This window comes from Sphingobacterium sp. N143, from assembly GCF_030325625.1.
Lineage (GTDB): Bacteria > Bacteroidota > Bacteroidia > Sphingobacteriales > Sphingobacteriaceae > Sphingobacterium.
Genome location: NZ_JACAIS010000001.1, coordinates 706059 through 725261, shown reverse-complemented (window position 1 = coordinate 725261; position 19203 = coordinate 706059). Strand labels below are relative to the sequence as shown.

Annotated in this window: 25 protein-coding genes; 15 read left to right on the top strand and 10 right to left on the bottom strand. The window is 37.2% G+C overall.

The annotated features are described in order from the left end of the window. Positions 1-64: 64 nt before the first annotated feature. From HX021_RS03155 to HX021_RS03145, 3 genes are all read right to left on the bottom strand, one after another. Positions 65-250: a CsbD family protein gene (locus HX021_RS03155; RefSeq protein WP_077434089.1), complete on the bottom strand. Its 186-nt coding sequence runs from the start codon at positions 248-250 to the stop codon at positions 65-67. Positions 251-294: 44 nt separating this feature from the next. Beyond that, positions 295-564, bottom strand: coding sequence for a hypothetical protein (locus HX021_RS03150; RefSeq protein ID WP_286588294.1), 270 nt, complete (start codon positions 562-564; stop codon positions 295-297). A 261-nt stretch (positions 565-825) separates the two neighbouring features. Next, complete coding sequence (locus HX021_RS03145) at positions 826-1404, bottom strand: hypothetical protein (protein WP_286588293.1); 579 nt, start codon at positions 1402-1404, stop codon at positions 826-828. A gap of 177 nt (positions 1405-1581) precedes the next feature. Here HX021_RS03145 and HX021_RS03140 point away from each other — a divergent pair, with 177 nt between their 5' ends. Together HX021_RS03140 and HX021_RS03135 are read left to right on the top strand one after the other, a co-directional pair. Beyond that, positions 1582-1929, top strand: a complete 348-nt coding sequence (locus HX021_RS03140) for a hypothetical protein (protein ID WP_286588292.1) — start codon at positions 1582-1584, stop codon at positions 1927-1929. A 23-nt stretch (positions 1930-1952) separates the two neighbouring features. Continuing rightward, a complete protein-coding gene (locus HX021_RS03135; protein ID WP_286588291.1) occupies positions 1953-2198 on the top strand; it encodes a DUF7218 family protein in 246 nt (81 codons plus the stop codon). 95 nt (positions 2199-2293) lie between these two features. On the opposite strand, the gene HX021_RS03130 is transcribed toward HX021_RS03135, so the two are convergent. Further along, positions 2294-2536 carry a hypothetical protein gene (locus tag HX021_RS03130; protein WP_286588290.1) on the bottom strand — a complete coding sequence of 81 codons (243 nt, stop codon included), beginning with the start codon at positions 2534-2536 and terminating at the stop codon, positions 2294-2296. 403 nt (positions 2537-2939) lie between these two features. Here HX021_RS03130 and HX021_RS03125 point away from each other — a divergent pair, with 403 nt between their 5' ends. The 4 genes from HX021_RS03125 to HX021_RS03110 all read left to right on the top strand — a co-directional run bounded on the left by HX021_RS03125 (position 2940) and on the right by HX021_RS03110 (position 5334). After that, the gene (locus tag HX021_RS03125; RefSeq protein ID WP_286588289.1) at positions 2940-3440 is read left to right on the top strand and encodes an RNA polymerase sigma factor; all 501 of its coding nucleotides are present in this window, start codon (positions 2940-2942) and stop codon (positions 3438-3440) included. Positions 3441-3510: 70 nt separating this feature from the next. Beyond that, entirely contained in the window at positions 3511-3708 is a 198-nt protein-coding gene (locus tag HX021_RS03120) for a hypothetical protein (protein ID WP_286588288.1), read from the top strand. Between the two features lie 95 nt (positions 3709-3803). Next, positions 3804-4271 carry a ferritin-like domain-containing protein gene (locus HX021_RS03115; RefSeq protein ID WP_286588287.1) on the top strand — a complete coding sequence of 156 codons (468 nt, stop codon included), beginning with the start codon at positions 3804-3806 and terminating at the stop codon, positions 4269-4271. 103 nt (positions 4272-4374) lie between these two features. Further along, positions 4375-5334 carry a DNA topoisomerase IB gene (locus HX021_RS03110; protein WP_286588285.1) on the top strand — a complete coding sequence of 320 codons (960 nt, stop codon included), beginning with the start codon at positions 4375-4377 and terminating at the stop codon, positions 5332-5334. Positions 5335-5351: 17 nt separating this feature from the next. Here the strand turns inward: HX021_RS03110 and HX021_RS03105 are convergent, their stop codons facing one another. Then, the gene (locus HX021_RS03105; protein ID WP_286588284.1) at positions 5352-6554 is read right to left on the bottom strand and encodes an NAD(P)/FAD-dependent oxidoreductase; all 1203 of its coding nucleotides are present in this window, start codon (positions 6552-6554) and stop codon (positions 5352-5354) included. 175 nt (positions 6555-6729) lie between these two features. Between HX021_RS03105 and ku the strand changes: the two genes are divergently transcribed. From ku to HX021_RS03085, 4 genes are all read left to right on the top strand, one after another. After that, positions 6730-7485: a non-homologous end joining protein Ku gene (ku, locus tag HX021_RS03100; protein ID WP_286588283.1), complete on the top strand. Its 756-nt coding sequence runs from the start codon at positions 6730-6732 to the stop codon at positions 7483-7485. A 137-nt stretch (positions 7486-7622) separates the two neighbouring features. Continuing rightward, positions 7623-8714, top strand: a complete 1092-nt coding sequence (locus tag HX021_RS03095; protein ID WP_286588282.1) for a sensor histidine kinase — start codon at positions 7623-7625, stop codon at positions 8712-8714. A 68-nt stretch (positions 8715-8782) separates the two neighbouring features. Next, complete coding sequence (locus HX021_RS03090; protein WP_286588280.1) at positions 8783-9394, top strand: hypothetical protein; 612 nt, start codon at positions 8783-8785, stop codon at positions 9392-9394. Between the two features lie 173 nt (positions 9395-9567). Beyond that, positions 9568-11745 carry an ATP-binding protein gene (locus HX021_RS03085; protein WP_286588279.1) on the top strand — a complete coding sequence of 726 codons (2178 nt, stop codon included), beginning with the start codon at positions 9568-9570 and terminating at the stop codon, positions 11743-11745. 33 nt (positions 11746-11778) lie between these two features. Here HX021_RS03085 and HX021_RS03080 read toward each other — a convergent pair whose 3' ends face one another. Continuing rightward, the gene (locus HX021_RS03080) at positions 11779-11970 is read right to left on the bottom strand and encodes a hypothetical protein (protein WP_286588277.1); all 192 of its coding nucleotides are present in this window, start codon (positions 11968-11970) and stop codon (positions 11779-11781) included. A 180-nt stretch (positions 11971-12150) separates the two neighbouring features. Here HX021_RS03080 and HX021_RS03075 point away from each other — a divergent pair, with 180 nt between their 5' ends. After that, on the top strand, positions 12151-12453 hold the full coding sequence (locus HX021_RS03075; protein ID WP_286588276.1) for a hypothetical protein: 303 nt from the start codon (positions 12151-12153) through the stop codon (positions 12451-12453). A 7-nt stretch (positions 12454-12460) separates the two neighbouring features. Here HX021_RS03075 and HX021_RS03070 read toward each other — a convergent pair whose 3' ends face one another. Further along, complete coding sequence (locus HX021_RS03070; RefSeq protein ID WP_286588275.1) at positions 12461-14491, bottom strand: glycoside hydrolase family 43 protein; 2031 nt, start codon at positions 14489-14491, stop codon at positions 12461-12463. Positions 14492-14596: 105 nt separating this feature from the next. Continuing rightward, on the bottom strand, positions 14597-14761 hold the full coding sequence (locus HX021_RS03065) for a hypothetical protein (protein ID WP_286588274.1): 165 nt from the start codon (positions 14759-14761) through the stop codon (positions 14597-14599). Positions 14762-14917: 156 nt separating this feature from the next. On the opposite strand from HX021_RS03065, the gene HX021_RS03060 reads away from it, so the two are divergent. Then, positions 14918-15391, top strand: coding sequence for a hypothetical protein (locus tag HX021_RS03060; protein WP_286588272.1), 474 nt, complete (start codon positions 14918-14920; stop codon positions 15389-15391). Positions 15392-15415: 24 nt separating this feature from the next. After that, positions 15416-15745: a four-helix bundle copper-binding protein gene (locus tag HX021_RS03055; RefSeq protein WP_286588270.1), complete on the top strand. Its 330-nt coding sequence runs from the start codon at positions 15416-15418 to the stop codon at positions 15743-15745. A gap of 132 nt (positions 15746-15877) precedes the next feature. Here the strand turns inward: HX021_RS03055 and HX021_RS03050 are convergent, their stop codons facing one another. Both HX021_RS03050 and HX021_RS03045 read right to left on the bottom strand, forming a co-directional pair. Continuing rightward, complete coding sequence (locus tag HX021_RS03050; RefSeq protein ID WP_286588269.1) at positions 15878-16534, bottom strand: response regulator transcription factor; 657 nt, start codon at positions 16532-16534, stop codon at positions 15878-15880. 9 nt (positions 16535-16543) lie between these two features. Beyond that, positions 16544-17251, bottom strand: coding sequence for a hypothetical protein (locus tag HX021_RS03045; protein WP_286588268.1), 708 nt, complete (start codon positions 17249-17251; stop codon positions 16544-16546). A gap of 371 nt (positions 17252-17622) precedes the next feature. On the opposite strand from HX021_RS03045, the gene HX021_RS03040 reads away from it, so the two are divergent. Then, positions 17623-18129: an RNA polymerase sigma factor gene (locus HX021_RS03040; protein ID WP_286588266.1), complete on the top strand. Its 507-nt coding sequence runs from the start codon at positions 17623-17625 to the stop codon at positions 18127-18129. A 168-nt stretch (positions 18130-18297) separates the two neighbouring features. Beyond that, positions 18298-19023 (top strand): SIMPL domain-containing protein, encoded by a 726-nt coding sequence (locus HX021_RS03035; RefSeq protein ID WP_286588265.1) that lies wholly within the window; start codon positions 18298-18300, stop codon positions 19021-19023. Positions 19024-19203: the final 180 nt, after the last annotated feature.

The following is a 19203-nucleotide window of genomic DNA, read 5'->3' as shown; positions in this document are numbered from 1 at the left end:
AAAAGTGCGATCAAAAATCTGATCGCACTTTGTATATCTGACTAAAAACTTAAGAGAAGTGTATCTACATCTTATTTAACCAGTCTTCCACCTCTTCTTTGGTTTTTCCAGTTTTTTGCTGCAATTTGCCCAATAACTCATCCTCTTTGCCTTCGGCATATAAGAGATCATCATCAGTCAAATCCGCATATTGCTGTTTTACTTTTCCTTTCAGTTCGTTCCAACGTCCTTTCCATGTTAAATTACTCATAATACTTATTTTTATATTTAATAAATGAATTGTGTTTATTGCTATTATATTAATGACTGCTTATACTGATCGAAATGCTCACAGATTTCTTCCATTCCAATCCGTTTTCCCATCAAATCAATAAAGCGATTTTTATAGAGAGAAAAAATATACATGCCCGTGGCTAAACTCCCAAGAACGAATATGCCTTCAAGCTCATTGCTTTTGACCAGCTTATCATTTAGCCGGCATTCTTTATTTAATGGGATGTTATAAGAAGACCATTTCCCCATTCTGTCCCTGAGTATCAATCCGATATTCTTTGTTGTCACCATTTTTATATTCCTTTCTATATACAGAACATTTTTTCGGCATCAACTGTTTGAAAAAATAAGGGATTTAGAACAGAATAAGTCTTTAACTGCTAAGCGACCGTATTTATACGTCTGAATAACTCAAGTTCAGTACTTTTCTATATATCATATTGTATGGATAATAATTCTTTAGCAAAGCACAGATCCAAGATGTCCGGTAAGAAAAGTTTCCAACCGCTAAAGGGTTGAAAACTTTTTGTTAAAGATCGCCATATGGCTATTTTATCGTCTACCTGGCAAATAAATCTGGAAACCTACCCCTACACCTAAGCCACTTGCCCCACTTCCGGTATTAATATTTGCTTTGCTGTAATTATAACCAAAGGTAGCTTCAAGTGCGACAGTCCTGGTAATGAAATGTGCATAGCCTACATTGGCGCCTACGGCTAAAGCCACATTTTTTCCGATTGAACTTCCTGAAATCCCAATATCACCCTGACCGAAGAATCGACCGGTGGAAGATCCTCCCCTAGGGAAATAATAGCGGACAAAGGGAGCAATACCATAGGTCCATACATCTTTTTCATCTTTAACCGTGGCCAGCCCTAAATTAGCCTGGGCACCTATGGCCAAACCGTCTGAAACAAAATATCCCGCTCGTGGTTGAAGGGCTGCATTAAATGATTTTCCCTCAAAACTATATCCCAGATTACCAATTGACCCCCCAACCATCCAATTGCCCTGACGAATTGGTTCAGTCCCAACATCGGATGACATCTGTGGTGTAGTTTCAATTTTTTGAGCATTTGCTTCTAAACAAATACCACCTGTAACGAATAAAAGTAGTGCTAATTTTCTCATTATATCTTTTTTAATATATTACTTTAATTTAATAACAACATCAATATGTGAAATGTTTTAAATTTTTGATTAACCCTATTATTAGTCTAGCAATTAACTTATCCAAAGAAATAAATAAGCTGTTTAATAAAAATCAACGAATTCAAGCTATGAACTGTTCATCTAGAAAAAAGAATTATGAGAACAACCATTCATTTGCATAAGGGATCATTATTTACTATTGAACAAGCCTATATGCTTTTCAATGAAATAGACCCCATTGGCAATAACCCAGGTACAGACGACGGTGGACATGTACGGGTTCCACCAAAAGTTCCACAATTAGAAGAAGTGACACCAGATCAGTATTATCCCGAAAATACAGAAGGACCAGATCCTACTGAGGAAGAGCAGCGAGATCAGGAAGATCTTGAAAACACCGATTCGGAAGAAGAGAGACATCCCGAAAAACCTGATCATGAAGATGATGACATTTACAATCCTGACGATGACCAGGCTGAGGATGTGGAGGAAAAGGGAATTTAACGATATTCAAAATTTAATACCTTATGACAAAGAATCATGGCAAACAAATCAAAGATGATGCAAAATATGAAGCATTGCGTCATGAAGGCTATAGCAAAGAAAAGTCTGCACGTATAGCCAACTCACCTAATTCAGGAAAAAAAGGAGGTAAAAGTTCTGATCTAGACGAACGAAGTAAAGCTGAACTCCTGGATGAAGCCAAAAAAATAGGCATAAAGGGCCGTCATAAAATGACAAAAGATGCGCTCATCAAGGCAATCCGATCCTGATAAAAAAGCTCTATCAATATTGATGGAGCTTTTTATTTAAACCTAATGAAAATAGCCGTCCCTGCCTCACAGCAGGTCATTCGTTGAGCAACAACTTAATCTATATCTTCCAAGCTGTCATGCTGAATAGTATCCAATAGAGTAGTATCCTTTTGCATACTCATCTTTTGTTGTTGACTCAGATTATACCTTGTCTCATCCGCATCGCTCGGCGCGATATTGTTCGACTGGCCACTGCCTTCTGCTGGATTTTTTGTTGAGTTTCCACACGAAAATACAAGGGTACTAGCAAGTAACCCTAAGTTGAACATACCTATTAATTTCATCCGCTTTTTCATAACTTATTCTTTTTTTCTTTTAATTAGAACTCCATTGAAGAAAGTTTAGTTCAATAAAAAAGTAAGAAAAATTAATTACCCGATTCTGCCTAAAAAAATAGACAGCTTAAGCTCATCAAATTTAATTTGTTCCGATCCGTAAATAGGACATTTCGGATAGGAACAAATACCTGTTTGGCCTTAATCACATAATGCCCAAAAGTCAGGGGTCCGATTCTGCCTATTGCGGACAAAAGGGCATTTTCTGTAGCTATATAGCTACAATGGTATAAAAATCACGCACTACGTATTTTTCTCATTCACCTGTTTAAACAACTGTTAACGAGTCTTTTCTAAGAAAACTAGCACTCTAATTGTTCAGTTATTACGAGAAAGCACATCAATCAATTTAATAAACGAAACTATGAACAATTCCAATTTAAACTTGCTAGTTGAAGAAAAAAGAAGTCTATTGAAACATTTTGCGGGAAAATTCACAACCGATCCAGATGAAAAAGAAGATTTGATTCAAGAGACATTAATTCGCGCACTAAAATCGATCGATGACTTTATCAAACATCCAAAATTAATGTCCTGGTTGTATGTTATCATGAAGAATGTGTATATCAATCAATACAGGAAGGCAAAAAGGACAAATGATATTCATGAAGTCTATCTTGGCCTGGAAACTTCAAGCCAAATAGAAGCAAACAAGGGCGAAAATAAATTTATCGCAGATGATATTGAAAAAGCCATGTGTAGTCTGTCAGAAGAAAATTACCAGGTTTTTCAATTATTTCTTGAGGGCTATAAATATCATGAGATTGCTACTTATTTCGGCATGCCGGAGGGAACCATTAAAACAAGGATACATATGGCCCGTAAAAAGTTACAAAAACAATTGAAAGTATACCGGCTTAAATAAAACCAAAAGATGTCTTTTGATGTTAATCTCAAAAACAGTCAATTATAATAACACACTAAAAAATAAATATATGAAATCTAGCTTAACAAAGTATCATCAGCCCAGCATGGTGGTGTTACTGATTATTTGTGGAGGTCCTATTGGAAAAGGAAACGGTAAGGCAATTATTCAAGCGGAAGCCAATGATTTATCGGATAAAAAATTGCCAAAAGATAATATGAAGAAAGGTAAAAAGCCGTCTTATTCCCCCGATCAAAACAAACTTTAAGGTAGAAATACGTATACTTTTCTTTTTTTCAACTGAATGCTGTCATTATCAGTTCTTCCTGTGAAACAAAATTTACAAACTTAAAAATTGAACAGATGGAAACTATAACAGTTAATGACAGCACTTTAATCAATGATTTGATACAAATCAATAATGACCGCATTGCAGGTTATCAAAAGGCTATAGAAATAGCGACACGATTAGATCTTGAAAATTTGAACAGTATCTTTGTTGAGTACATGAATCAATCGGAGTTGTTTATTGAGGAACTAAAACCCTATCTGGAACAGCAAGGTTCTCCTGCCACGGATGGTACCATGATCAGTGGTAAATTATTTAGGATATGGATGGACATCAAATCTGCGATTTCTGGAAATGATGAAAAGAGCCTATTGGCCAGTTGCGAACAGGGGGAAGATGCCTTTAAAAAAACATACAAGGATGTTGTCGATAACGAAGGTTGGGAGATCACACACGACCTCTTACTACTTGTTGAAAAGCAACTGGCGATTCAACTCGAAGCACATGAATATATAAAAACACTACGTGATAATGCACAATGACACCAAAAAAGGGGTATTCTTGATCAAGAATACCCCATCTACTCTCCCAGCCTAAACTATAATGTTCAGGCTACACCGCATATTTGTTGTTCTATGGATTAAAATGAAGACGATAAAAGGCTATACACGGAAAAAAAAAGGCGCAAAATTCTACTATTATGACGAGCTAGGTAAAGAAGTTGTCGCTGTAAAAATCTTGAAAAGGATCAGCCAATTGGTCATTCCCCCAAAATGGACAGATGTATGGATTTCTAAAAATCCGCAAAGCGACCTACAGGCATTTGGTTTTGACCAAAAAGGACGTAAACAGTATATCTACCATCCCAAATTTGTAAACCAGCAGCAAGCCGAAAAATTTAAGCACATCCTTTACATGGGGCAATATCTCCAGGACCTGCGAAAAATAACTTCCAGTCACCTAAAACATCGCCGATGGGATATGGAAAAGTTATGCGCGATTGCCTTTAAAATTATGGATAGTACCTTGATCAGGATCGGTCATAAGCGATATACCCTTACCAATAAATCCTATGGACTGTGCACCTTAGAAAAACGACATGTTAAAATTGACGATAACATAATTTCATTAGCTTATAAAGGGAAAAAAGGGGTCTTCCAAGAAAAATCATGGAATAGTAAACAGCAGGCCCAGTTGCTGAATGAACTCATGCAAAAAAAGGGTAAAAATCTGTTTCAAATCGATAAAGTAAGTTCTCGGGGGGCATTCTGTGGCCGAATATTTAATACTTACCTTCGGGATCATTGTCCCGGATCCATCAACGGTAAAGATATACGTATTTGGGGGGCAAGCCGTGAGGCTTTTAAGCGCTTAGCAAAAACACAACAACCTCAAGAAGCTAAAGCACGTAGAAGACAATTAAATACAGTTATAAAGGCCGTGGCAAAGCTTATCGGCAACACCAAAACAGTATCTCAACACTATTATATTCATCCCGTCATCCAAAAGATATACCTTGAAGGAACATTCCCTTATATAAGTCAAACCTTGTCCTTGCCTAAATTGGAATATAAGTTATTTCGTTTCTTACTGAAAAACAGTTGATTCCTTCAACCTAAACATCAACGACCAAACCTAAAGCATTTCGACAGCGCATGATCTTTTCTATTTAACCAACAGGATACCATCTCCATGGCCGTTACTGAAAAGGTAATACCATTTCCACCAAAACCACATACAAAATAAGCATTTTTAAATTTTTTATGTTCCCCAATATAGGGCAAACCGTCTTTGGTCGAACCAAAAGTACCGGCCCAATTAAAATCGCAATAAAATGGTTTATTAAATATCTTATTAAACGATTTCTCCAGTTTATGGGACTTTTGATCAATCAAATTATCACGCTTTATGGGATCTTTAAATGGTTCGTCTTCACCACCGATCAAAAACCGGCCATCATCTGTGGTGCGCATATACAAATAGGGCTGGGCGGTATTCCAGATCAGGAGATCTTGATAACTGTTGTAAAGTGTCTCGTCTACTTCTGAAACAATGGCAAAAGTACTCAAGAGTTCTACAAATTTTTCCGGGATAAGCTCCGTTGTTTCATACCCTGTGCAATAAATAATTTTTTTGGTGGCTATCTTAGCAGCTGTGGAAAGAACCGCCACTGTACGCTGTTTTTTATTTATCACCCGAATGAGTTCGGTTTTGTCATAAATCTTCAAGCCTTTTTGGGTATTATGCTTTAATAATTCATGGGCAAAACAAAATGCATCGATACTGGCTCCTTGCTTGGACAGAATCCCCCCATAGGCTCCTGTTAAATCAAATTTATGTTTAATCTCTTGCTCAGAAAGCCAATTGACCTCAAAACCAGCAGACTGCCGGGCATGATACTCTTTCAACAAATTGGCGACATCCTTTTTACGTGAAGCATAATAAAACGAATGTTTCTTTCGAAAGCCAGCTTCCGAATCAATGTGTTGAGCAAGTTTTCCCAGTTTGTCAATAGCCTGACTACAAGCTTGGTAGCAGGCTACTGCAGCTTCCGTTCCAATAAGCTCTTTTAACCTATACAACGGGATATCAATTTCATATTGTAACATGGAAGTTGTGGCTGCTGAGCTTCCATTCACAATTTCTCTTTTATCAATGAGTATACATTTCAACCCTTCTGACATACATTGATGCGCAATTAAAGCGCCGGTAATGCCGCCCCCAACAATTAAAATATCGCAGCTCTCATCTTTATGTAAAGATGGATATGTGGACAGAAGACCATTTTTTACTAACCAAAAGGGCTCATGTGATTTTAGATCCATAATCGATGACTAACAAACGTCATAATAACCAATTCAAAGAAAAAAAGTTTGGGTATCATAGCTTCTACCCTATATTTTACCAATTTCTAAACTATTTGCGCATGGAACTGGTTATTCTTTGGAGCAAACAGCGGAATTGATTTGCGTAATAAGGATAAAATAAAAAGACTGAAGTATGCGAGCAATATGGACCGGGGCTATCGGATTTGGTTTGGTAAACATTCCCATAAAAATATATAGTGCTACCGAGAACAGTACTCTTGATCTTGATATGTTGGACCGTAAAGATCTGGCTAATATCAAGTTTAAGCGAGTCAATGAACTGACGGGTAAGGAAGTTAAATGGGACAATATCGTGAAAGGTTATTTTATGAATGATCATTATGTTGTATTGGAGGAAGCGGATTTTGAAGACGCAAGTCCTGAAAAAACAAAATTGATCAATTTACATGCTTTCGTCAAACTCGTCGACATCGATAGCATCTATTTCGAGACACCTTATTATCTTGAACCCCAAAAAGATGGTCAAAAAGCTTATCAGCTTTTACTAAAGGCGCTGGAAAAGACTAAAACTGCTGGATTGGGAGCCTTTGTCATGCGCAATGTCGAACATCTTGCTATTATCAAGCCCTATCAAAATACATTGGTACTGAACAAAATACGTTACCAGCAGGAAATTAGGGATGTTAACGAACTGAAATTACCTACGAATGTAAAAATTCAGAAAGCCGAGATGGACATGGCTACGCAACTCATCCAGCAGCATAGTAAGACTTTCGACATCAGCCAATATAAAAATGAATATGCCAACGATCTCTTAAAGATCATCAAACAAAAAGATAAAGGTAAGCGACCAACGATCAGGAAAATCAAAGTCAAACATACCAAAAGTGATGATATACTCGCCAAGCTTAAAGCAAGCCTGGGTTAAATTTCAGAAGTTCTACAGAATAGACATGGGCTAGGAAAAACGAGGTAAAAAACTGGCATAGTTTGTGTCAGCTATCATAGACCTATTTTTGTACATAGGCGCTATTTCAACCAACTAATTGCTTAATAAAGTCATGTATGATCATTAATGAACAAGTTTCCGTTTTGTCGATTTTGGACAATGTTCCTTTAGCCACAGCAATTTATAATAGTCCTCATCTCCATATCACTTATGTTAATCAGGCCATGCTCGATATGTGGCATGCCGACCGCTGTATTATTGGAAAAACTTTTTGTGAATGCTTTCCAAGTTTTCAGCAAGAAGGCTTCTCCTCTATTCTTAAAAATGTATGGAAAACCGGGATCACCTATCGGGCAACAGACACCCCTGCAGGTATTGTCAATGGCGATACAAAGACAACACGCTATTTTGATTTTGAGTACAAAGCACTGGTTGATAAGGACGGCAGAACATACGCCATTTTACATACTGCAAATGATGTTACCGAACGTAAATTAATGTATAATCGGGTAAAAAAGCAAGATGAAGAGATCTCATTTATCCACGCTCTGGATCTTTTGGCCAATACACTTTCTCACGATCTAAAAAACCCGTTGGCAGTGCTAAAAATGGGCAATGACTTTTTGATGAAAAATCCCGAACTCGCATTAGATATTAAGGCAAAATGGAACCTGAACATTACCGAAGCCATACGAAACATTGAAGCAATCATCAACCAAACGCTACAACTGAGTAAAGCGCGAAGCAACAATAATATTGCTGAATATATTGCCATGGACAAGAAGATACAGAATTGTCTTTCTGAAATCAAGTTAATCTATCCGAATCAGTCTGTAGAATTCAAAATCGGCAATTTATATTCGATATATGCTGATCGCGGAGTTATTTATCAGATCTTTGTCAACCTGATCGCCAATGCCGTAAAATATGCCAAAACCACGGGAACAGCTTACCTTCATATTTATAGCGAAAAAACAGACAAAGGAATTGTATATTATTTGGAAGACAATGGTATTGGTATTCCTGCAGATGAACAACATAAAATATTTTATGCGCATGAGCGCGCAAGTAACTCTTCTCAGGCCCCTGGAAGTGGCATAGGCCTGTCCCTAGTAAAGCGACTGATGGAACGCATGAATGGAACAATCAATCTTTCAAGCCAATTGGAAAAAGGAACGGTTGTCAGGTTATTCTTCCCTTACCCCTAAACGGGCTTCAATTGCGTAAGTATCCCACGCAAACCAAATTGGCTTGAACAGTGTTCTTTTTCAAAAACATGAAAAATATTATTCCCGAACAAAAAGAAGGAAAAAAACTGGACTGTTTTGAATCCATTGATTTTGAAAACACAGAAATCGCAAGCCAGGCCTTCGATTTGGCCTACACAAAGCTGGTGCATGTCAATTATTGGTATGAATTGGCTGAAATCCCAGCTACAACATTTCAATTAACTGATCAATGCGGTCTGCCGATTGACCGTGCTGTGCAATTACATGATTATATCCGCTTAAATATTCCTGGTCCGGGGCTCCCCAGTGGGGATGGATATGATTGGGTGAACGTAGTAAATATAATCTCCAATATCACCCAAGAATATAAGCTATTTGCCCTGACATTAAAACCCTGTCCAGATCCACAACACAAGGAGAATAAGGATACAGCACATTTCTTTGAAGGGATTTCCTCTTCAACCTTTTTGATCGAACAACGTAGAAACAGCATTTTAATACAATATGCCGGCCGGAACGAAATTATCAATGTAGAAAATGAAAACCTGGGTGATAATATCAGAAATTTTATTGTTGGTTTAGGAGCTAAAATGGGGGCTTCCTACCCGCAATGGAAATCACTTATAAAAGGTCTGGCCAACAGTATCCGTAAAAATTGATCGTATGCCATTTACGAAATAGGCTGGCGCTATGATACGTTTCAAATCTTTAACACAAATAAAAAAATAAAATAATAACCTCAAATTAAAAATTAGCCAAACACACAAAGTTCAATCTCCTTTGTTCTATTTTTTGTATATTTATATCAATCAGTAGGAGTTTTGGGAGCATCATGAGCAATGTACTTCAATCGAGCAATCAACACAGAATCGAACTTCAGCATTTTGGCAGCCTTGTTGTCTTGGATCAACAATATACTATTGTCGGTATAAGTGAATCAGCCATAAAGTATATCACAGATTCCACGAAGACACTGTTGGGCACGGAATTTTTCGAAAGCTTCGGCCCTGTTTTGGGCGATGTTATTTTAAAAATTAAGAACACCTTAGATCACATACGTGCAGGCGGACAATCGCGGCATATTTTACCGCTTAAAATTCATCATAATCGTCTCTATTTTAAACTACGGATTCATGAGGGCTATTTTTATATTGAATGGGAACAACAACATAAGAAATACATCTCAGCAAAAAAGATAAATGAATTCAATTTTTTGCTCGATACTATTCAGCCGAATAACTGGAATCGGGTATGTACGGCAATCAATAAAGTGTTGAGTTATGATCGTGTTTTCGTTTTAAAAATCCAGGAAACAGGTTATAGTGAAGTGATTGCAGAACACACTGCAAATGGTAAACCTTACTTTAAGGGGAAAGAATTTTCCAAAGATTTTATGCCCAAGGAAGCTATTGAATATTACAGCAGCTATTCTTATCGTTATGCTCCTGAGATCGACAATAATCGTCAACCTTTCTTCTACATAGACGATAATATCACCACACTTTCCTGCCTGCTCACGCCCATACCTGACCTGCATCAGCTGTTCTTACAAAAAATACATATCAAAAGTGCCCTATTTTTTCGTATCTGTATCGATGATGAATTTTGGGGATTGGTGGTCGCCCAAAACAGCCAGGAAAAACAGATTGACTTACAACAACGTAAACTCTGTACCTTCGCCATCCAGGCCGCAACCAGTAAATATGAAAGCCATATCAAACAAAATCTTTTGGAGAGAACCGAACTTTTAAATATGGCAGAAGAAGAACTGAAAAAAAGTCTATCTGAAAATAAAACGGTCAATTGTGCATTAGTACAGCACATGGATATTCTGACACAGCTCGTCAATGCCGATGGGTTGGCCATCTTTAATCAAGGCGATGTGTTTAGCTATGGACATGCACCACGTAAATCGCAGTTTTATGAAATCATTCATTTTCTTCAAAAACACAGTGACAAAGCCTTATTTAAAGATTATAACTTTAGATTGAACCAGCAAAGTTATTTTACCGAAAAATTAAACTTCGCTGGCCTTATGTACTTAAAAGTAGGACTAGAAAATGATTATTATCTCATCTGGTTTCGAAAAGAGTACCATAGTCAAGTGCTTCAAATGGAGGTTAAACAGGAATCAAACCTTAAAAAGACAAATCTTAAAATCTGGGAAGATCTTCGCTATGATGTTGCTCGGCCATGGAATGATGATGAGATCAACTTTGTGCTTAGGCTCAACCAGATTATTAAAGAATCAACATTTAAAAAACTGAAAGAAAGACAGCTTCTCAATGAGGAACTGTCCAGCCTGAATAATGAGCTGGAAATGTTTACCCACACCTTATCTCATGATCTAAAGAACCCATTATCCATCTTAAAAATGGGTATTCAGTTCCTACAGCAGCATTCGGATAGTATAGACCATACTAAATCGAATAAATGGTATCAAAATTTCAGCCGGAGCATTTCTAATATTGAGGATATTATCAACAATATGGTTCAATTGAGCCAACATAAATCAAGCGCGCTGGACAAAGAGCCATTACCGATGTCTTATACGATCCAACGGATATTTCAAGAAAACAGTATTTTATATGATGCAGCTAATTGTCAACCTTCCTTTGGAAAACTACTACCCATATGGGGCGAAAAAAGTGCCGTTTATCAAATCTTCACCAACCTGATTGTCAACGCTATTAAATATTCCTCATCTTCTAAAAATCCGGTAATCCGCATTGAAAGTACCCATCAGGAAGACTTGACACATTATTGCATAAAAGACAATGGAATCGGGATACCCGACCACCATCTTCCTCATATCTATGAAATGTTTTCGAGAGCAGATAATGTTGGTAGCATACCAGGCACCGGAATTGGCCTATCGCTCGTTAAGCGAATCATGGAGCGGCTTGGTGGAAACATTACAATAGATTCTGAAATGGGCAGAGGAACAGCTGTTCACCTTTATTTTCCGATTGTACAGCCATTTCCTGATCATATGCTCAATGATGATTAACTATTTTCTTGTGATTTGTTCATAACCTTATTGTTATTTCTTTTTTGAGATTCTTCGCAGGATTATAATGACCATAACCACAATAAACAGCAGGATAAAAAGCCAAATACCAATCTCTGTGTACCACTCATTGGAATGTTCGGTATCTAATACTTCCGTACCTTCGGTAGTTTCACTCACAAAAAAAGTAGCAACAAAACTTAAAAAATACAGTAATTTCATCATAACATTCTTTTGTTCCAAATCCTAAAAAACATCTTATTATAAGAACATTCGCTATATCGTTGTGGTTTTGGCTCCGTAAACTTTGTACAATAAAAGGATTTGTCAACCATTTATCGTTTAATAGTGTTCTCTTATTAGGGGAAAGGTTCCAGCCACCCTCCCACTCAATATTTCTACAACATGGAAAAGTTATTGCAACACGCACTAGTAAAACAAGGTTTAATTATTGCATATTATTTCAGCAACATATGGTACCGTAAAGGACTGTTCAGCGCAGATCATCACATTTCAGGCTCATCACGACCTAAACCTAATCCGGATAATGAGCCTCATTTGGATCTTACCAACACCGATAGGAAGAAAAATACCATCCATCAAAATGCGCAAGAAAATGAATATAATCCTCATCAATCAGCCAATAAAAAGTCCTCCGAGTGGGATGAGGATGTTCAAAATAATGCTATACCGAAAAATACGGATTGATTTAAAGTCAATCCGTATGGACTGTTAGCTCACCATTTTGTTGAAAAATAACATCACTGATAAAGACCATTCTGTCGTCTCCTGTTGCTGTGGTCCGCCCATGGTAGACACAACGCAGTTTTCCTTCCCGGTCCCTAAAAATACTATTATGCCCAGTTCCTGAGACAATACCTCCTTTATTGGTGTTTTTTTCAATAATCGGATTCTTCATGGATTTTTGGTACTTCCCCAATGGCTTTTCAGCAGTAGCATATCCCACCGCATAGTTTGCTCCCGCAAAATAATTTGCCGAATACATCATGTAATATTGTCCTTTTTCTTTGATCAAAAATGATCCTTCGGTCCACCTCCTGTTAATTTCACCGGAAGATACAGATCTGCTTTCCCATTCGGACTGGCTATCGTTCATTTTCACCGGGGGTCGGATCAAAAGGATCGGTTCACCGATAACCTTGCTCATGCTGCTGTCCAGTTCAACGCCATAAACCCAGCTCTCTTCCACTTCTTCATAGCCCAAATTCTTTTTGGCCCAATCTGCAATTTCAGAAGCAACAGGATGCTCATAACAGCAACGCGAATAAAATAAATAGTTCCTATTATCCGAGTCCCTAAATACATTAGCATCAATAATAGGATATCCGGGATCGAAAATAGGTTTTCCGGTCAGATCAATAAAGGGTCCTAAAGGGTTGTCTGCCACGGCGACGCCAATTCGGTAATTTTCCAGATGATGATGTGGGTTATCTTTCCAATGAGCACTGTAATATAGATAATACTTATCGTTTATATAATATACCTCCGGTGCCCAAAAATCTTTGATTCCCCACCCTTTGCTTTGATTGGCATCGTATACTTTACCCTCTTTTCTCCAATTTTTTAAATCACTGGAACTATAAGCAATAAATCCATTTTCTGTCCCCCCTGTCCCATAGAGGTAATATCGATCCGTCTTCTTATCAAATACAACAAAAGGGTCACCGAAAGCAACATCGATATGGTTGGAAGTCTTTTTGCCAGCTTTCAATAATCTGAATTTTGAGCCATCAAACTTGGGGACACTGACTATGGTACTATCCAAGGAAAAATCCACAGGTACAATAGCCGTTCTTCGCGGAGCGACTTTATCCTTTGAATAATGGGTATGGCATACGTAATACCATTGATTTTCTTTTCGGAACAGATCCCCATGTCCTGTCCCTGCAAAACCGCTTATCTTTTGATCTAAAGCAGGGTTTTCCGCCATTTTTTTCCAAGGTCCAAAAATATGTTCAGCAACCGCAACCCCAACAGCATAATCTTTGTTTCTAAAATCATTGGCCGAATAGAACATATAATAACGATCTCCGCTTCGTATAACAGTTGGTCCCTCACTCACCGTCCATTCAGCATTAGCTGTGTTCTCCCAGGGTAACTCCGCATGAATACATTCCCGTAAGGTTTCCGCGATTATTCCGGAGTAATCATCTTTCAGTTGGGCCACAAAAATCCTATTTCCATCTGATAAACGGACATGAAATAAGTACTTTTTCTTATTAGTATCCACAAATACGAATGGATCTATTTCCTTTCCATCCTTTATAATTGTTTGTGCTTGCTCTTGTTTAAATGGGCCTAGCGGAGAGTCACTGACAGCAATGGCTATTTTTTCATCTGCTGTATAGGCCATGAAGAATTTGCCATTTTCAAACCATACTTGAGGCGCCCAAAAGCCGGTGGACCCGAATACCTCATCTTTAATTAAAGCAAAACCTCCATGAACGCCAACAGGGCCTTCCCAGTGCTGAAGATCTTGGGAGCGGTAGACCTTAAACCCTAACCTTTCATCCTGATCGCCATTGGTACCATATAAATAATAGTAGCCTTCATGATAAAAAATAGTAGGATCAGCCTGCAAAATGCTCCTTCCACCCCTTAATGTATCCAATCGGTCGATCGTATCATGTTGCAATTGCCTGCTGATACTTCCTTTGGCGAAAAAAACGAATCCAGATAATAGTAGAATAGTACATAATAAATAATAGGACCTCTTGTGTTTCATGAATCAAATGTAAGCTAAGCGCTAAATTCATTAAATCATTTTAGAATCTTGGGTATAATTGTATCAATGAAACATCAATTTGTATCAGCGAATGGAAATAAGCGACTATCCTTTCTTCTTATTTTCATTCTTGGTTTCTTTCTTATTATGTGTAATATCCTCTCCCTTAAATTCATTTTCCTCCGATTCTCGACTATCCAGATTATTCTTATTCAATACCGTATTTCCTTTGACTTGCGTGGTCTTCATGTTTTTATTTTGCGTTTTCATATCCCTGTATTAAAAGTTAAAAAATACTGTCTATAGTATGAACCACGGTAAACCCTATTTCGTTGAATTGCTAAATAAAAAAAACTATTCATTTTTGAAACCTGTTCTAATTGTGATGATCAACAGGGTATAGTCAATTCATAAAAACATTATAAAATGCAACATAAAAGAATTTTTCTTTCCTCATTACTCATAAGCAATATACTTCTTGGGGCCTGCAACAATCAGACGCCACAAGAAAAGGCAACACGTCAGATGGAAAAAGCTGAAGAGCTGGCTGCAAAGGCAAATGAAGAGGCCATGTCAACATCAGAACGTGCCGCAGCTAAAAATACTGATGCCGTTGTATATGCCAATATTGCGGCAGCGAATGAGGCTGTTTCAAAAATACCAGCCCCAATCTTATCCAATCAAGAAGCAAAAAAAATTTACTCAAAATTGGGCCGAACAATTGTAGACCGCATAAATGTCAAAACTGCAAAAGAGGCAATTGACAAAGAACAAGCTATTATTGCCATTAAAAATGATATAATCAGCAAACTTCAGCAGGGTAAAATAACACAAACAGATCGAAATAATATGCTAAAATACCTACAGGACTGTATTGCTGCCGCAGAATCGACAATTTAGTAGAGAACAAATTAAAATAGAGTCATGGACAATAGAAATTACCAACACTGCATAGAAGCCTGCTGGAACTGTGTGATCGCTTGTCAGCATTGCGCAGTAGCCTGCACAAAAGAAAAAGACATAGAAATGATGGCAAAGTGTATCGCTTTGGATCTCGAATGTGCTACGTTATGCTCGGCAACGGCACAATTGCTGGCCATGGAAAGTTTTTATGCCAGCCAGGTCATTAAACTCTGTGCGGAGATCTGTTCAAATTGTGCAGAAGAATGTTTCAAACATGATCATGAACACTGTCAGGCCTGTGCCAAAGCATGTGAAAACTGTGCAATTGCTTGCAACGAACTAGCTGCGTAGCTTCATTTCATCCATCTTCACAAATACTTAATATGTTTGATCTGCACAATGATTAAACCTGTCAAAACCTAAGGTCAATAAATCTGACTATGGATACGGGCACCAGGTTTGGATAGCTACAAAATGATCATGCTAGTTCAAAATACCATGTTCGAAAGCAAATTTCACCAAATGGGCTGTATTTTTCACCCCAGCTTTTTCAATTAAATTCTGCCGGTGCCCTTCCACCGTACGTTTGCTTAAAAATATCTTATCCGCAATTTCTATATTTGTATATCCTTCAGCAATCAATTTTAGTACTTCCAGTTCACGCTCAGAAAGATCCACATCTATCGGCAGTTTCATTCTATCTTTTCCATTATATTGACCAGAACGCACTTGATGCAAAAGTAGCATGGAGATTTCTTCACTCATGTACCGCCCACCATTTGCGATGTGATTAAGCGCAAAGAGCAGCTCATTATAACCGACATTTTTTACCAAGTAGCCCATAAGACCATATTCGAAAGCCTCAAGAACATAGTTGATTTGGTTTAACATAGAAAGAATAACTACTTTAATGCTGTCATACTCCTTATGCAGAATCTGTAAAAGCTTAAGCCCATCCATCTCATCCATGCTAATATCAGTCAACACAATATTCGGGGCCGGGTTGTTTTTCAAATAATCAAGGGCCTCCATGCCATTAGAAGCTTCTCCGACAACTTCAAAGCCATCTTGAGACTCTAAAAGCAATTTAATACCGTTACGAACTACCATATGGTCTTCGACCAATAGAATTTTTATCATTATTTTTATTTAAATAGTTAATTGAAGTAAAATACCTTTTTCCAGTGTATGGCTAATGATCCGAGCATTGTAAAGCTCCACAATTTTAAGAAGCCGCATTGGTTTTTCGATACTTTTAGTGTTTTGTGCAATCCTTTCCTGCTGAAAATAAGGCAGTATTTTGATAAATACCGAAAAATCGATAAGCTGAACGGAAATTGAAACTGTTTGAGTAGACATCTCATCTTTTAGGTATTCAAATAGTGCTGTTAATAATTTAAAAAGTTGGACCTGAATATAATGATGCAATTCTTTCAAATGGGGGTCAAGAATAATATCAATGGTCAGCCCCAATCTTTGTTTATATGATGCAATGACCTCATCGATGGCATGAAAAATCCCTAGATCACTCAATAAAGGGTTATATAGCAATACGGCCTTGTTTCGTAACTCTATCACCAGATTTGCCAATGAGTCGCGTAAACTGCGTAATTCCTCAAAATCGCCGTACAGATTGGTAAAATTCTGTAATGAAATCCGCATGCCATATAATTCTTGGGCCAGCTCATCGCGAAAATAACGCCCTATCCGCCCGATGTCATCCTGTTGGTTTCTTATAATGGATTTATAAAAGTCTTCTTGGCTGTCTTCCCATTGCCGATGTGCATTTGACCTCCGCTCCTCATGTGATTGATCGATATAAATATCCTTATTTTCGTCCCCCATAATGTTTTTCATTTCATACTTTAGATAATAACCATTATCAGCCCTGAACAGTTTTTAAAAATTGATCACAGGCTGATCTTGGATGTATGATTTACAGTACTACGTATAAATACGGGAGCATCGGGATAAAGGGGGGTTTTAACAAAGGAAAACACTTGTTGTTTAAGTAAAAAACACCTTACCTATCCCCAATAACCGCTCTAAAAACATGTAAAAACAAAACATAAAACACTTATTATAAATTAATTACATTACAAAAAACCAGAAATTAGCCATATTTACTGATTAACTTACTTTCTTCTTGTCTATTTTTTCTAGCATCTTAATTGTAGTAAGCTTTAACGAATAAGCTTTACACGAATAGATACTTAAAATTTGATAATATGGAAAATACGACAATCAATCAACTGTTTAAGGAAAAAAGACCTACATTAAAATATCTGGCAGCACAATTCACCAATGATCCAGATGAAAGAGAAGATCTGGTTCAAGAAACTATGGTTCGTTCCTTGTCTTCCATAGAAAAGTTTCTAAAGCATCCAAAATTAATGTCCTGGTTATACATTATTATGAAAAATACCTATATCAACCAGTATACCCGTAACAAGCGATTGGAAAACTACCGTCATGAATATGCTCATACAAATAATATGAATGACGTGACAGGTAATCGGGGAGAAAATAATTTTGTTGCTGCAGATATTCAACAGGCACTGAACAACTTATCAAATGATTATTACAATGCATTTGCCATGTTTCTAGAGGGCTTTAAATACTATGAAATTGCCGAACAGTTACAAATTCCTGAAGGAACCGTAAAAACACGTATTCATATGGCCAGAAAATCTCTTCAAAAGCAGCTCAAAACGTATTCAAAAAGTATTTATTAAAAAATAATAAACCATTTATTTAAAAAGCGGAACGCCTTTGGCATTCTGCTTTTTTTATTTCCTATATGCTCCGCCTAAAATACTTTGAATATGAACGGGAATACTATTCAATAATTTATTATATTAGAGTTAAAAGTCACCACGAAGGAACAATTAAACTTCATCGTTATGAGAAAAAAAACATTCTTATTACCCCTACTCGCAAGCGGGACTTTATTATTGTCTGTATCTTGCCAATCTGTTATATCCAATTACAATCAGGATCGAATACGTGTAAGTGGCGAAGGAAAAATTAGAGTGATGCCCGACCAGGTGACACTGACAATAAATACAGCATTCACCAAGCCAAGGATGGTCGATGCCGTACGTGAAACACAGTCCACTGTAGATAGTGTTATCGGCATACTTCAAAAGTACGGCAATAAAAAAGAAGATATTAAAACAAGTAGTGTTTCCGCCAACAAAGATTATCAGTATATCGGCAATACAAGTAAATTTGTGGGTTATCAGGCCCAGCAGACCATAGATTTCGTCTTGCACGATCTATCCAAGTTCACCGAGTTAACCAGCAAATTGTTGGAAACAAAAATCAGTGGCATAGGTTCTATTTCATTTGCCCACTCCAAAGCTGATAGCATATTAAGGGAAGCGGACTTAATCGCCTATGATGATGCGTTAAAATCTGCCCAGAAATTAGCATCAAGAGCAGATATAAAAATTGGAAAACTGCTCTATCTTTCTAATGATGGTAGTGCTTCGAATGAACCAGCAGCCTTTCGGACCGGGATGGCATTAGAAACATTCAATAAAGCGTATGGTGGTGAAGGCTTTAAAATTAGCCCTGAAGTTCTCGAGTTCAAACGGACCATTTATACGGAGTTTGAAATAGAATAATGCGGACTAGCCTTACTTGATTATTCATAAAAAACGGATATAATATTAAATTTCATCAAAAAACCTGCGCAATATTTAATATATAATTTACAACTAGTTCATATGCGTTCAGTAGCTTTATAAGCAAATAATTAATGGACTTAACGTATTAATTATGAAAACAATCAGCTATTTTTTCCA